This is a genomic window from Pseudomonas sp. A6 (genome assembly GCF_052367875.1).
GTDB classification, from domain to species: domain Bacteria; phylum Pseudomonadota; class Gammaproteobacteria; order Pseudomonadales; family Pseudomonadaceae; genus Pseudomonas; species Pseudomonas citronellolis.
The window spans coordinates 1,522,970-1,536,108 of the sequence record NZ_CP198970.1 but is presented as its reverse complement, the minus strand read 5'-3'; the positions used below and the strand labels follow the sequence as shown (position 1 = coordinate 1,536,108).

The following is a 13,139-nucleotide window of genomic DNA, read 5'->3' as shown; positions in this document are numbered from 1 at the left end:
CCGGAGGGACCAGGCGGTTCGAACATGGCGTCGGAGGCGGTCGCCCCCAGGAACGACCTCAGTCCTTGCGCTGCGGCGACAGCAGCTCGATCTTGTAGCCGTCCGGGTCCTCGACGAAGGCCAGGATGCTGGTGCCGTGCTTCATCGGGCCCGGCTCGCGGGTGATCTTGCCGCCGCGCGAGCGGATGTCCTCGCAGGCCTTGTAGACGTCGTCCACTTCCAGGGCGATGTGGCCGTAGCCGGTGCCCAGCTCGTACTTGTCCACGCCCCAGTTGTAGGTCAGCTCGATGACGCTGTTCTCGTCCTCGGCGCCGTAGCCGACGAAGGCCAGGGTGAACTGGCCGTCCGGGTAGTCCTTGCGGCGCAGCAGGGTCATGCCCAGGACTTCGGTGTAGAAGGCGATGGACTTGTCCATATCGCCGACGCGCAGCATGGTATGCAGCAGTCTCATGGGGGTCGTTCTCCTCATCCGGCCCGTTTCGGGCGCATAAAAGCAAACCCCGGCTCGTGGCCGGGGTTTGTCTGGCTCAGGCTGGCAAGCTTATCAGAACAGCTTGCGGCCCTTGTTCGCGGCGATGCGCATGCGCAGCGCGTTGAGCTTGATGAAGCCCGCGGCGTCGGCCTGGTTGTAGGCGCCGCCGTCTTCCTCGAAGGTCGCGATGTTGGCGTCGAACAGCGAGTCGTCGGACTTGCGGCCGACCACGATGACGTTGCCCTTGTACAGTTTCAGGCGCACCACGCCGTTCACGTACTCCTGGGAGGCGTCGATCATCTGCTGCAGCATCTCGCGCTCCGGGCTCCACCAGTAGCCGGTGTAGATCAGCTTGGCGTAGCGCGGCATCAGCTCGTCCTTCAGGTGAGCGACTTCGCGGTCCAGGGTGATCGACTCGATGGCGCGGTGGGCCTTGAGCATGATGGTGCCGCCGGGGGTCTCGTAGCAGCCGCGGGACTTCATGCCGACATAGCGGTTCTCGACGATGTCGAGGCGGCCGATGCCGTTGGCGCCGCCGATGCGGTTCAGCTCGGTCAGCACCTGCGCCGGGGTCATTTCCTTGCCGTCGATGGCGACGATGTCGCCCTTGCGGTAGGTCAGCTCGATGTAGGTCGCAGCATCAGGGGCCTTCTCCGGGGAGACGGTCCACTTCCACATGTCCTCTTCGTGCTCGGTCCAGGTGTCTTCCAGCACGCCGCCTTCATAGGAGATGTGCAGCAGGTTGGCGTCCATGGAGTACGGCGACTTCTTCTTGCCGTGGCGCTCGATCGGGATGCCGTGGGTCTCGGCGTAGTCCATCAGCTTCTCGCGGGACAGCAGGTCCCACTCGCGCCAGGGGGCGATGACCTTGACGCCCGGCTTGAGCGCATAGGCGCCCAGCTCGAAGCGCACCTGGTCGTTGCCCTTGCCGGTGGCGCCGTGGGAGATGGCGTCGGCGCCGGTCTCGTTGGCGATCTCGATCAGGCGCTTGGCGATCAGCGGACGGGCGATGGAGGTACCCAGCAGGTACTCGCCTTCATAAATGGTGTTGGCGCGGAACATCGGGAAGACGAAGTCGCGGACGAACTCTTCTCGCAGGTCCTCGATGTAGATTTCCTTCACACCCAGGGCCTTGGCCTTGGCGCGGGCCGGCTCGACCTCTTCGCCCTGGCCGAGATCGGCAGTGAAGGTCACCACTTCGCAGTTATAAGTATCCTGCAGCCACTTGAGAATCACCGAGGTATCCAGGCCACCGGAATACGCCAGGACTACCTTCTTCACGTCCGCCATGCCATCACTCCACGGGGGGTTGTCACGAAAACCGCCGATTCTACTGCTGCGTTTCAGGAAATTACAGAGGCGCGACAGCTTTTGACGACAAAGCGACAGATTCTATCGTGAGTGCGACTAGGCACCGCGTGCTGGCGACTGGCCCGGCGACGCCGAAGCCGGGGCGTTGCCGGCTGGCGTCTTGGCCTGCGGAGCCGCGGGCGCGGGGGCTGGCGGTGCGGCTGGCGTCGTGCTGGGCGCGGCGGTTGGCGCCGGCGGGGTTTCCGGCACGGCCTCGCGGGACAGGTGCAGGGTCACCCGGCGGTTGCGCGCGCGGTTGGCCTCGGAACTGTTCTTCACCAGCGGGTAGCGCTCGCCATAGAAGCGCACGGTGATCTGCTCCTCGGGCACGCCGTGGGCCTTGAGGTATTCCATCACCGCCACCGCGCGGCGCCGCGAGATGTCACGGTTGCTCAGGCGGTTGCCGCTGTTGTCGGAATGGCCGTCCAGCTCTATGCGGTTCACCGTCGGGTCGGCCTTGAGGTACTGCAGGACGATGTCCAGCTTGGCGCGGGCCACGGCGTCCAGGGCGTCGCCGCCGCCGGAGAAGCCGACCTGCGCCTGGCGCACCTGCTCGAAGTTCACCGGCAGCATCTTCGTCGAGCAATCCTGCAACTGCGCGTAGCCGTCGGCGAAGCGCGCCGGCAGCAGGCGCACCCGCAGGTCCTGGCCGCCCGTCGCGCGCAGGCGCACCTCGGGGCTGCGCCCTTCCAGCACGCCGTCGAGCAGGCGCCCGGCCTGCTGCTGGCTGCTGGTGAAGGGCACCTCGCCGGCGACCAGGGCCACCGAGCCCAGGTTGATGTCGCCCTGGGTCGGCCGCCACGGCGGCGCCGCCGCCAGGAGCGTCGCCGAACCGCCGCCGGGCCAGTTGCGCTGTGGCTTTAAGCGGAAGGTCGGCTGCTCGCCGGCGCGCCAGACGAACTCGCCGACGCCGAAGCCGTCCACCTGTTGCGACAGGCGGCATTCGAACTGGTCGCCCGCCGCCGTCCAGCGCGCGTTCTCCAGGCGCGTCTGGAAGGTCAGCCCCCAGGCCGGCAGGCTGGCGCACAGGCCGAGCAGGAGAAAGTAGGAATGGCGCACGGACGGCTCCGGGTAATGCTGGAAAGTACCCAGGAGATATCGGACGGTCCCGGCGAAACTTGATAGCGAGTGCCGGCGGCGGGCTTTTCCGGTAGCATTTCCCCACTTCAATTCCGCTGCAAATCGTCCTCTGGTATCCCCATGTCCGACCGCCTGACCCTGCTGCGCCCCGACGACTGGCACATCCACCTGCGCGACGGCGCCGCCCTCGCCCAGACCGTCGGCGATGCCGCGCGCACCTTCGGCCGCGCCATCATCATGCCCAACCTGGTGCCGCCGGTGCGCAACGCCGGCGAAGCCGACGCCTACCGCCAGCGCATCCTCGCCGCGCGCCCGGCCGGCAGCCGCTTCGAACCGCTGATGGTGCTCTACCTCACCGACCGCACCAGCGCCGAGGACGTGCGCAACGCCAAGGCCAGCGGCTTCGTCCACGCGGCCAAGCTGTACCCGGCCGGCGCCACCACCAACTCCGATTCCGGCGTGACCAGCATCGACAACATCTTCCACGTGCTCGAGGCCATGGCCGAAGTCGGCCTGCCGCTGCTGGTGCACGGCGAGGTGACCCGCGCCGAGGTAGACGTGTTCGACCGCGAGAAGCGCTTCATCGACGAGCACCTGGCCCGCGTGGTCGAGCGCTTCCCGACGCTCAAGGTGGTGTTCGAGCACATCACCACCGGCGATGCGGCGCAGTTCGTCCTGGCCGCCCCGGCCAACGTCGGCGCCACCATCACCGCCCACCACCTGCTGTACAACCGCAACCACATGCTGGTCGGCGGCATCCGCCCGCACTTCTATTGCCTGCCGATCCTCAAGCGCAACGTGCATCAGGAAGCCCTGCTCGACGCCGCCACCAGCGGCAATCCGAAGTTCTTCCTCGGCACCGACTCGGCGCCCCACGCCCGCCACGCCAAGGAAGCGGCCTGCGGCTGCGCCGGCTGCTACACCGCCTACGCCGCCATCGAGCTGTACGCCGAGGCCTTCGAGCAGCGCAACGCCCTGGACAAGCTGGAAGCCTTCGCCAGCTTCCACGGCCCGGACTTCTACGGCCTGCCGCGCAACGCCGACAGCATCACCCTGGTCCGCGAGGAATGGCAGGCGCCCGCCAGCCTGCCCTTCGGCGACCATGAGGTGGTGCCCCTGCGCGCCGGCGAAAAACTGCGCTGGCGCCTGCTGGAGGCCGGCGCATGAGCGAGGAGCATTACGAAGAAGAGTTCGACGGCAACTTCCCCCCCGGCCCGCGCCACCCCATGGCGCGCCGCTTCCGCGGCTACCTGCCGGTGGTGGTGGACGTCGAGACCGGCGGCTTCAACTGCGCCACCGACGCCCTGCTGGAAATCGCCGCGGTGACCATCGGCATGGACGAGAACGGCTACCTGTTCCCGGAACATACCCATTTCTTCCGCGTCGAGCCCTTCGAAGGCGCCAACATCGAGCCGGCGGCCCTGGAGTTCACCGGCATCAAGCTCGACCACCCGCTGCGCATGGCGGTGGCCGAGGAGCAGGCGCTCACCGAGATCTTCCGTGGCGTGCGCAAGTCGCTGAAGGCCAACGGCTGCAAGCGGGCGATCCTGGTCGGCCACAACAGCAGCTTCGACCTGGGCTTCCTCAACGCCGCGGTGAACCGCACCGGGCTCAAGCGCAACCCGTTCCACCCCTTCTCCAGCTTCGACACCGCCACCCTGGCCGGCCTGGCCTACGGCCAGACGGTCCTGGCCAAGGCCTGCCAGGCCGCCGGCATGGAGTTCGACAACCGCGAGGCGCACTCGGCACGCTACGACACCGAGAAGACCGCGGAGCTGTTCTGCGGGATCGTCAACCGGTGGAAGGAATGCGGTGGGTGGATGGAGGATGAGGACTGATCCTTGTTCTTGGCCCTTTGCTATGAGAAAGCCCCGCCGATGCGGGGCTTTTTTATTGGATCGATGCCTGGGGCTGTTCGTGCCACCGGGGCGTCCGGCGTGGCCGGTGAACCCCATCGCGGACGGAGTCCGCTCCTACGCCCGTACCTCCCTGAACCTCAGGCTTATGCCGAGGTGCTCTTCGTAGGATGGGTTGAGCTTGCGATACCCATGCCGTGGTGATGGGTATCGCAAGCTCAACGCCATCCTACGAAAAACCGTGCTTCCTGGAACCGTAGGAGCGGACTCCGTCCGCGATTGGGCCCTTCCCCCCGAAAGACCGTTCGTCGACACGCCAAAAAGTCTCCCCTCAACTTTTGACAATCATTCTCATTAACATTAGTATCGACGCCAACAACCCCACACCAGTAGTGCCATCCATGTACGTCTGCCTCTGCCAAGGTGTTACCGATACCCAGATCCGCGACGCGATCTATGAAGGATGCTGCAGTTACCGCGAAGTGCGTGAAAGCACCGGCGTCGGCACTCAGTGCGGCAAGTGCGCCTGCCTCGCCAAGCAGGTGGTGCGCGAGACCCTCGGCGACCTGCAGGGCGCGCAAACGATGAACTACTCGCTGGCCTATGCCGCCAGTTGAGCGATGCCGATTCGGCATACGCCAGAAGAACCGGGCCCAGGCCCGGTTTTTTTATGCCCGCAATTCAAGGATTTAGCGCCTAACTGCGGAATGAAAACATTCGTATTCATATTCCTTTTTATAACTAAATCAATAGCTTACGTTTGACATCCGGTTATAAGAGGGCGAAAATTCCAGTCCTACCCACTCCACACGGCAGGACTCGGCATGAAAGGCGACAAGAAAGTCATCCAGCATCTGAACAAGGTCCTCGGTAACGAGCTGATCGCCATCAACCAATACTTCCTGCACTCGCGCATGTGGAACGACTGGGGCCTGAAGCGCCTCGGCGCCCACGAGTACCACGAGTCGATCGACGAGATGAAGCATGCGGACAAGCTCATCGAACGCATCCTCTTCCTCGAGGGCCTGCCCAACCTGCAGGACCTGGGCAAGCTGCTGGTCGGCGAGAACACCCAGGAAATGCTGCAGTGCGACCTGAACCTGGAACTCAAGGCCGCGAAGGACCTGCGCGACGCCATCGTGCATTGCGAAAGCGTGCATGACTACGTCAGCCGCGACCTGCTCAAGAACATCCTCGAGTCCGAGGAAGAGCACATCGACTACCTGGAGACCCAGCTCGGCCTGATCCAGAAGGTCGGCCTGGAGAACTACCTGCAGTCGCACATGCACGAAGACGACTGACGGTTGCGGGCGCCGCCTCGCGCGGCGCCCCCGTTCTTCCCTACCCCGCCTGCTGCGGGCGGCGCACCAGGTGCGCCCAGAACAGCAGCCCCGCGCACAGCCCCACCACCACCAGCAATGCCAGGCGCAGGCCGATGTGCTCGGCCAGGATGCCGATCAGCGGCGGCCCCAGCAGCAACCCGCCATAACCGAACGACGCCACCGCGGCGACCCCGCTCGATGCCTCCACGCCCGGCCGGTTGCCGGCCGCGCCGATGAGGATCGGAACCACCACCGACAGGCCCAGGCCGACCAGTGCGAAGCCCGCCACCGACAGCTCGACGCGGCCGCCGAACAGCGCCAGCAGCATGCCGGCGATGGCCAGCAGGCTGAGCCCGCGCACCAGGGCGACGTCGGCGACGTGCAGGCGCAGGCGGTCGCCGAACAGCCGGCCGATCACCATGGTCGCCGAGAAGGCGGCGAAGCCCAGCGCTGCCATCCGCTCCGAAGCGCCCAGCACGCTGTGCAGCAGCAGCGCGCTCCAATCCGCCACCGCGCCTTCGGAGACGAAGGCGCAGAGCGTCAGCAGCCCCAGGCCGACCAGCGCCGCCGGCGGCAGCCGGAGCCCCCGCCGGCGCGGTTGTGCATCGGCCTGAGGTTCGCTGCGCCCTTCCAGCAGACGCCGGCCGAACAGCGGCAGGGCCAGTAGCGCCAGCACGGCGAGCAGGCTGAAATGCCGGAACGGCGTGAGGTCTGCCAGCAAGGCCGCGCCCAGCGCGCCGATCAGGCCGCCGAGGCTGTACATGCCATGCAGGCTGGACAGGCAGGGCCGGCCCAGCAGGCGCTCCACCTCCACCGCCTGGGTGTTCATCGCCACGTCCAGGGTGGCGAAGGTCAGCCCTACCAGCAGCAGCGCGAGAGCCAGCGCCCACCAGCTCTGGCACAGCCCCAGCAGCGGGAACACCAGCAGCAGCGCCGCGGCGCTGGCCAGGGTCACCCGCCGGCTACCGAGGCGCCGCACCAACGTGCCGGCGAAGGAGAACGCCAGCAATGCGCCGAGTCCGGCGCCCAGCAGCGCCTGGCCCAGGCCCTGTTCGTCGACGCCGGTGAGGCTCTTCAGCGCCGGGATGCGCCCCATGACGCTGCCATGCACCAGCCCGCCGGCGCCGAAGCAGAAGGCGCAGGCCCAACGGGCCGCGCGGGCCCTCTTACGGTCGTCCATCGGTTCGAATCCTTTCCCCGCACAAATGAAAAACCCCGCGCTGGCGCGGGGTTCTTCGCTACAACGGCTATGCCGTCGATCAGGCTTCGGCGTTGCCGACGGCCTGCTTGATCAGCGGCTGCAGTTCGCCCTTTTCGAACATCTCGACGAGGATGTCGCTGCCCCCGACCAGTTCGCCCCCCACCCACAGCTGCGGGAAGGTCGGCCAGTTGGCGTACTTCGGCAGGTTGGCGCGGATTTCCGGGTTCTGCAGGATGTCGACGTAGGCGAATTTCTCGCCGCAGGCCATCAGCACCTGCGCGGCGCGGGCGGAGAAACCGCACTGCGGAGCGTTCGGCGAACCTTTCATGTACAGCAGGATGGGGTTGTTGGCGATCTGCTCTTTGATGGTATCGATGATGTCCATTGGCTAACCTCGGCTGAACTTCGCTACTGCCCGGCAATGCAGCCGGTACTTTGCCGACAGTGTACCGGAAAGCCGAGCACAGCGCTCGGCTTTGCCGCGCGCCTCAGGCCGCCTCCACCTCCACCGGCACGCCGTTGAGCGCGGCGTTGCCGGACAGCGCGTCGAGGTGGCGCTCGTCGGTCAGGTCGTTGGCGCTGGCGCCGCCCTGCCCGCTGGCGATGGCCAGTTGCACGCCGGGGCGCGCATGGCCCCAGCCGTGGGGCAGGCTGACCACGCCGGCCATCACCTCGTCGCTGGCCGCCACCTCGATCTCGACGCTGCCCACCCGCGAACGCACCCGCACCCGCTGGCCGTCCACCAGGCCGCGGCTGGCCAGGTCCTGGGGGTGCATCAGCAACTGGTGGCGCGGCTTGCCCTTCACCAGGCGGTGGTAGTTGTGCATCCAGGAGTTGTTGCTGCGCACGTGGCGGCGGCCGATCAGCAGCAACTGGCCCTCGGCCGGCGCCGGGGTGTCGGCGAAGCGCCCGAGGTCGGCGAGGAACAACGCCGGCGCGGCTTCCACCTGCTGGCTGGAAGTCTTCAGGCGCGCCGCCAGGTTCGGCCGCAGCGGGCCCAGGTCGAGGCCATGGGGATGCTCGCGCAGGCGCGCCAGGCTGAGCTTGTGCTCGCTGGCATCGCCATAGGGACCGAAGCGCAGGCCCATGTCGATCATCTGTTCCGGCGCCACGGTCGGCTTCAGCTCGGTGCCCTGGCGCGCAGCATAGGCCTTGGCCAGGCCGACGAAGATCTCCCAGTCGTGCAGCGCGCCGGCGGGCCTGGGCAGCACCGCCTCGTTGAAGCGGGTGACGTTGCGCACTGCGAAGACATTGAAGGTGCTGTCGTAGTGCTCGTGCTCCAGCGGCGCGGTGGGCGGCAGGATGAGATCGGCGTAGCGCGTGGTCTCGTTGATGTAGAGGTCGATGGCGAGCATGAACTCCAGGCCGTCGAGGGCCTGCTCCAGGCGCCGCCCGTTGGGGGTGGAGAGCACCGGGTTGCCGGCCACGGTGACCAGCGCGCGGACCTGGCCCTCGCCCTCGGTGAGCATTTCCTCGGCCAGCGCTGCCACTGGCAGTTCACCGCCGTACTCCGGCAAGCCCGATACCCGGCTGCGCCAGCGGCCGAAGGCACCACCGGAAGTGCTCGCCACCAGGTCCACGGCCGGCGTGGTGCAGAGACTGCCGCCGACGCGGTCGAGGTTGCCGGTGACCAGGTTGATCAGTTGCACCAGCCATTGGCAGAGGGTGCCGAAGCGCTGGGTGGAAACGCCCATGCGCCCGTAGCACACCGCCTTGTCGGCGGCGGCGAAGTCCCGGGCCAGCTCGCGGATGTTCGCCGCCGGCACGCCGCAGCGCTGCGCCATGGCCTCGACGCCGAAGGGCGCCAGCGCCGTGCGCACCTCCTCCAGCCCGGCCACCGGCAGGTGTCTGGCGCGCCCCAGGTTCTCACTGAACAACACGTCGAGGATGCCCAGCAGCAGCGCCGCGTCCTGCCCCGGGCGGATGAACAGGTGCTGGTCGGCCAGCGCCGCGGTCTCGGTGCGCCGCGGGTCCACCACCACCAGGCGGCCGCCGCGGGCCTTCAGGGCCTTGAGGCGTTTCTCCACGTCCGGCACGGTCATGATGCTGCCGTTGGAAGCCAGCGGGTTGCCGCCGAGGATCAGCATGAAGTCGGTGTGGTCGATGTCCGGGATGGGGATCAGCAGGCCGTGGCCGAACATCTGCTGGCTGACCAGGTGGTGCGGCAGCTGGTCCACGGAGGTGGCCGAGTAGCGGTTGCGCGTCTTCAGCTGGCCGAGGAAGTAGTTGCTGTGGGTCATCAGCCCGTAGTTGTGCACGCTGGGGTTGCCCTGGTACACGGCCACCGCGTCGTTGCCGTGGCGCTCGCGGATCTCGGCCAGGCGCGCGGCGACCAGCTCGAAGGCCTCGTCCCAGGCGATCGGCTGCCACTCGCCACCGACCCGCCGCATCGGCTGGCGCAGGCGGTCGGGGTCGTTCTGGATGTCTTGCAGGGCCACTGCCTTGGGGCAGATGTGGCCGCGGCTGAAACTGTCCTGCGCATCGCCCTTGATCGACAGGATGCGCTGCTCCTCGGTTTCGATGGTCAGGCCGCAGATGGCCTCGCACAGGTGGCACGCACGGTGGTGGAGGGTCTTGCTCATGGCTCGCCTCTTGTTGTTGCGCCGGCCTTCATGGGCCGGTCGTTACCAGAGCGAGCACTATGGAACGGCGCCGCGGCGAACGCCACAAGCCTAAGTGCAGTGAATCGGGGGGTATAGACGTGAATCGGGCCGGCACGGGGCCGGCCCTCCACCAGGGGACGACGGTCGGCAGAGGGGGGATGCCGACCGTGCTGGCATCAGCGGATGCCGGCGATGTTGCCTTTGTTGCCGGTGACCTTGACGTCGACCTTCTTGAACACGAAGTAGTCCTGTACCGACACTTCGTAGCGCGGCGCGACGATCAGGTCGGCGCCGGAGCTCTTCACGGCCTTGAAGGCCGCGGCGGACTTGACGCTGGACACCGGGTCGAAGGACAGCAGCGAGCCGCCGTCGGTGCCGCCGTAGGCCACGCCGTCGGCGAACTGGTTGTCGCCGCCGAACTTGAGGAAGCCGAACAGGATGTTCACCGAGGATTGGCCGGTGATCGGCTCGCCGACGCGGACGTCGGCCTTGAGGTCGGTGCTCACCACGCCATCCATGGGCGCCGACGGCTGGTTGACGTTGTAGCTGGTGCAACCGCTGGCGGTCACGATCACCGCTGCCAGGGCGGTGCTCATCCATAGTTTCTTCATTGAAAACTTCTCCTAATGGCTTGTGCCGCCGGACTCGGCGGCGGCGAAAAGCTATCAAGGGAGACGCGGGCGTTTATGTAGTCCCGCTCGCCAGACCCAATAGGACCTTTCCGTTCGTTTCCGAAATGTTCCGAAACCCGCCGCCACCGGGCCCGGCGGGGCTCTCCGCGGCAAACTTGCGTGGATGCGTAATTTCCTTATAGGATCGCGTCTTCCCCCTAAATTTCCGCTGCATGCGGTCAGGCCGCAGGTTCAGTCCGTTTTTTCTCGAAAAGCCGGCCAGACCCTCGGTCGCAACTCTGAGAATAAGCAGTAGGTACTGAATCATGAGCGCAAGGCACTTCCTCTCGATGCTGGATTACACGACCGACGAACTCCTCGGTCTGATCCGCCGCGGCAGCGAGCTGAAGGACCTGCGCGACCGAGGCGTGCTCTACGAGCCACTGAAGAACCGCGTGCTGGGCATGATCTTCGAGAAGGCCTCGACGCGTACGCGGATCTCCTTCGAAGCCGGCATGATCCAGCTCGGCGGCCAGGCGATCTTCCTCTCCCCGCGCGACACCCAGCTGGGCCGCGGCGAACCCATCGCCGACGCAGCGAAGGTGATGTCGCGCATGGTCGACGCGGTGATGATCCGCACCTTCGCCCACAGCACCCTCACCGAGTTCGCCGCCAACTCGCGGGTGCCGGTGATCAACGGCCTGTCCGACGACCTGCACCCCTGCCAGCTGCTGGCCGACATGCAGACCTTCCACGAGCACCGCGGCAGCATCGCCGGCAAGACGGTGGCCTGGATCGGCGACGGCAACAACATGTGCAACAGCTACATCGAGGCGGCCATCCGCTTCGACTTCCAGCTGCGCGTGGCCTGCCCCGAGGGCTACGAGCCCAGCGCCGCGCTGCAGGAACTGGCCGGCGAGCGCGTGCGCGTGGTCCGTGACCCGCGCGAAGCGGTGGCCGGCGCGCACCTGGTGAGCACCGACGTCTGGGCCTCCATGGGCCAGGAAGACGAAGCCCAGGCGCGCCTGCGCACCTTCCGCCCCTACCAGGTGAGCCGCGAGCTGCTCGACGGCGCCGCCGCGGACGTGCTGTTCATGCACTGCCTGCCGGCGCACCGTGGCGAGGAGATCAGCGAGGACCTGCTGGACGACCCGCGCTCGGTGGCCTGGGACCAGGCGGAGAACCGCCTGCACGCGCAGAAGGCGCTGCTCGAACTGCTGGTCGAACACGCCCACTACGCCTGACCTTCACCCAGCCGCACGGCCCCGGCCCGCCGTGCGGCACGGGGTCGCCGCGTTCGCGCCGGCGAGTAATTCTCATTCGCCACGTGTAAACTCTCTGCCTCCGCTTCTTTCTCCACGGCCCGATCCATGACCCGACCGCTGTTGCTCGAACTCAGAAACCTCTCCTGTGGCTATGGGCAGCAGCGCGTGGTGCAGGACGTCAGCCTGCACCTGAACGCCGGCGACATCGGCTGCCTGCTGGGCCCCTCCGGTTGCGGCAAGACCACCACCCTGCGCGCCATCGCCGGGTTCGAGCCGGTGCAGGAAGGCGAGATCCACCTGGCCGGCGAGGCCATCTCGCGTCCCGGTTTCACCCTGGCGCCGGAGAAGCGCCGCATCGGCATGGTGTTCCAGGACTACGCGCTGTTCCCGCACCTGACGGTGGAGGACAACGTCGCCTTCGGCATCCGCAAGCACCCCGAACGCCGGCGCATCGTCACCGAGCTGCTGGAGCTGGTGAAGCTCGACAAGCTCGGCCGGCGCTACCCCCACGAGCTGTCCGGCGGCCAGCAGCAGCGCGTGGCCCTGGCCCGCGCGCTGGCCCCCGAGCCGCTGCTGCTGCTGCTCGACGAGCCCTTCTCCAACCTTGACGTGGAGCTGCGCCGCAAGCTCAGCCACGAGGTCCGCGAAATCCTCAAGGCGCGCGGCACCAGCGCCGTGCTGGTGACCCACGACCAGGAAGAGGCCTTCGCCGTCAGCGACCAGGTCGGCGTGTTCAAGCACGGTCACCTGGAGCAGTGGGACACCCCCTTCAACCTCTACCACGAGCCGCAGACGCCCTTCGTCGCCAGCTTCATCGGCCAGGGCTACTTCATCCGCGGGCAGATGCTCGACCCGGACAGCGTGCAGACCGAACTGGGCGTGCTGCGCGGCAACCGCGCCTACAGCCTGCCCCAGGGCAGCGCGGTGGACGTGCTGCTGCGCCCGGACGACCTGGTCTACGCCCCGCAGGGCACCCTGAAGGCGCGCATCGTCGGCAAGTCGTTCCTCGGCGCGGCGACCCTGTACCGCCTGCAACTGGCCACCGGCACCCTGCTGGAATCGATCTTCCCCAGCCATGCCGATCACCAGCCGGGCGAGGAAGTCGGCATCGGCGTGGCCGCCGACCACCTGGTGCTGTTCCAGGCCGAGGGCAGCGTGGCGCTGGACTCGCCGCGCTGACGCCGCCCCGGAGGGAGAGGGGCTGTGTTCGTGCCACCGGGACGTCCGGCGTGGCCGGTGAATCCCATCGCGGACGGAGTCCGCTCCTACGGTTCCAGGAAGCACGGCTTTTCGTAGGATGGCGTTGAGCGAAGCGATACCCATCCTACGGGGCTTCCCTGGAACTGTAGGACTCCGTCCGCGATAGCCGGAGCCACCAG

The 13,139-nt window shown here is 67.2% G+C and carries 13 protein-coding genes; 6 read left to right on the top strand and 7 right to left on the bottom strand.

Annotation, left to right across the window (positions count from 1 at the left end; translation table 11 throughout):
* Positions 1-58 precede the first annotated feature (58 nt).
* The 3 genes from gloA to ACTWJ5_RS06935 form a co-directional block, all read right to left on the bottom strand.
* Complete coding sequence (gene gloA / locus ACTWJ5_RS06945; protein ID WP_009618415.1) at positions 59-451, bottom strand: lactoylglutathione lyase; 393 nt, start codon at positions 449-451, stop codon at positions 59-61.
* A gap of 93 nt (positions 452-544) precedes the next feature.
* Entirely contained in the window at positions 545-1,762 is a 1,218-nt protein-coding gene (locus tag ACTWJ5_RS06940) for an argininosuccinate synthase (RefSeq protein ID WP_061560880.1), read from the bottom strand.
* Between the two features lie 117 nt (positions 1,763-1,879).
* Complete coding sequence (locus tag ACTWJ5_RS06935; protein ID WP_444437926.1) at positions 1,880-2,881, bottom strand: flagellar protein MotY; 1,002 nt, start codon at positions 2,879-2,881, stop codon at positions 1,880-1,882.
* Between the two features lie 141 nt (positions 2,882-3,022).
* Here ACTWJ5_RS06935 and pyrC point away from each other — a divergent pair, with 141 nt between their 5' ends.
* From pyrC to bfrB, 4 genes are all read left to right on the top strand, one after another.
* On the top strand, positions 3,023-4,069 hold the full coding sequence (gene pyrC / locus ACTWJ5_RS06930; protein WP_267853807.1) for a dihydroorotase: 1,047 nt from the start codon (positions 3,023-3,025) through the stop codon (positions 4,067-4,069).
* Positions 4,066-4,740 (top strand): ribonuclease T, encoded by a 675-nt coding sequence (gene rnt / locus ACTWJ5_RS06925; RefSeq protein WP_074976703.1) that lies wholly within the window; start codon positions 4,066-4,068, stop codon positions 4,738-4,740. The genes pyrC and rnt overlap by 4 nt, the downstream gene beginning before the upstream one ends.
* Before the next feature lie 419 nt (positions 4,741-5,159).
* Positions 5,160-5,375: a bacterioferritin-associated ferredoxin gene (locus ACTWJ5_RS06920; protein ID WP_009618406.1), complete on the top strand. Its 216-nt coding sequence runs from the start codon at positions 5,160-5,162 to the stop codon at positions 5,373-5,375.
* A gap of 207 nt (positions 5,376-5,582) precedes the next feature.
* The gene (gene bfrB / locus ACTWJ5_RS06915; protein WP_009618404.1) at positions 5,583-6,059 is read left to right on the top strand and encodes a bacterioferritin BfrB; all 477 of its coding nucleotides are present in this window, start codon (positions 5,583-5,585) and stop codon (positions 6,057-6,059) included.
* Between the two features lie 40 nt (positions 6,060-6,099).
* Here the strand turns inward: bfrB and ACTWJ5_RS06910 are convergent, their stop codons facing one another.
* From ACTWJ5_RS06910 to ACTWJ5_RS06895, 4 genes are all read right to left on the bottom strand, one after another.
* Complete coding sequence (locus ACTWJ5_RS06910; protein ID WP_083426704.1) at positions 6,100-7,260, bottom strand: MFS transporter; 1,161 nt, start codon at positions 7,258-7,260, stop codon at positions 6,100-6,102.
* 79 nt (positions 7,261-7,339) lie between these two features.
* A complete protein-coding gene (grxD, locus tag ACTWJ5_RS06905) occupies positions 7,340-7,666 on the bottom strand; it encodes a Grx4 family monothiol glutaredoxin (RefSeq protein ID WP_058070522.1) in 327 nt (108 codons plus the stop codon).
* Between the two features lie 103 nt (positions 7,667-7,769).
* On the bottom strand, positions 7,770-9,863 hold the full coding sequence (locus ACTWJ5_RS06900) for a molybdopterin oxidoreductase family protein (protein WP_444437922.1): 2,094 nt from the start codon (positions 9,861-9,863) through the stop codon (positions 7,770-7,772).
* Between the two features lie 197 nt (positions 9,864-10,060).
* Positions 10,061-10,495 carry a hypothetical protein gene (locus tag ACTWJ5_RS06895; protein WP_009618388.1) on the bottom strand — a complete coding sequence of 145 codons (435 nt, stop codon included), beginning with the start codon at positions 10,493-10,495 and terminating at the stop codon, positions 10,061-10,063.
* A gap of 326 nt (positions 10,496-10,821) precedes the next feature.
* Here ACTWJ5_RS06895 and argF point away from each other — a divergent pair, with 326 nt between their 5' ends.
* On the top strand, positions 10,822-11,739 hold the full coding sequence (gene argF / locus ACTWJ5_RS06890; RefSeq protein ID WP_009618386.1) for an ornithine carbamoyltransferase: 918 nt from the start codon (positions 10,822-10,824) through the stop codon (positions 11,737-11,739).
* 126 nt (positions 11,740-11,865) lie between these two features.
* On the top strand, positions 11,866-12,939 hold the full coding sequence (locus tag ACTWJ5_RS06885) for an ABC transporter ATP-binding protein (RefSeq protein ID WP_074976711.1): 1,074 nt from the start codon (positions 11,866-11,868) through the stop codon (positions 12,937-12,939).
* Positions 12,940-13,139: the final 200 nt, after the last annotated feature.

Coding starts and splice junctions, on each gene's coding strand:
- gloA (WP_009618415.1), bottom strand. CDS start 451: ATGAGACTGCTGCATACCATGCTGCGCGTCGGCGATATGGACAAGTCC.
- ACTWJ5_RS06940 (WP_061560880.1), bottom strand. CDS start 1,762: ATGGCGGACGTGAAGAAGGTAGTCCTGGCGTATTCCGGTGGCCTGGAT.
- pyrC (WP_267853807.1), top strand. CDS start 3,023: ATGTCCGACCGCCTGACCCTGCTGCGCCCCGACGACTGGCACATCCAC.
- rnt (WP_074976703.1), top strand. CDS start 4,066: ATGAGCGAGGAGCATTACGAAGAAGAGTTCGACGGCAACTTCCCCCCC.
- ACTWJ5_RS06920 (WP_009618406.1), top strand. CDS start 5,160: ATGTACGTCTGCCTCTGCCAAGGTGTTACCGATACCCAGATCCGCGAC.
- bfrB (WP_009618404.1), top strand. CDS start 5,583: ATGAAAGGCGACAAGAAAGTCATCCAGCATCTGAACAAGGTCCTCGGT.
- ACTWJ5_RS06910 (WP_083426704.1), bottom strand. CDS start 7,260: ATGGACGACCGTAAGAGGGCCCGCGCGGCCCGTTGGGCCTGCGCCTTC.
- grxD (WP_058070522.1), bottom strand. CDS start 7,666: ATGGACATCATCGATACCATCAAAGAGCAGATCGCCAACAACCCCATC.
- ACTWJ5_RS06900 (WP_444437922.1), bottom strand. CDS start 9,863: ATGAGCAAGACCCTCCACCACCGTGCGTGCCACCTGTGCGAGGCCATC.
- ACTWJ5_RS06895 (WP_009618388.1), bottom strand. CDS start 10,495: ATGAAGAAACTATGGATGAGCACCGCCCTGGCAGCGGTGATCGTGACC.
- argF (WP_009618386.1), top strand. CDS start 10,822: ATGAGCGCAAGGCACTTCCTCTCGATGCTGGATTACACGACCGACGAA.
- ACTWJ5_RS06885 (WP_074976711.1), top strand. CDS start 11,866: ATGACCCGACCGCTGTTGCTCGAACTCAGAAACCTCTCCTGTGGCTAT.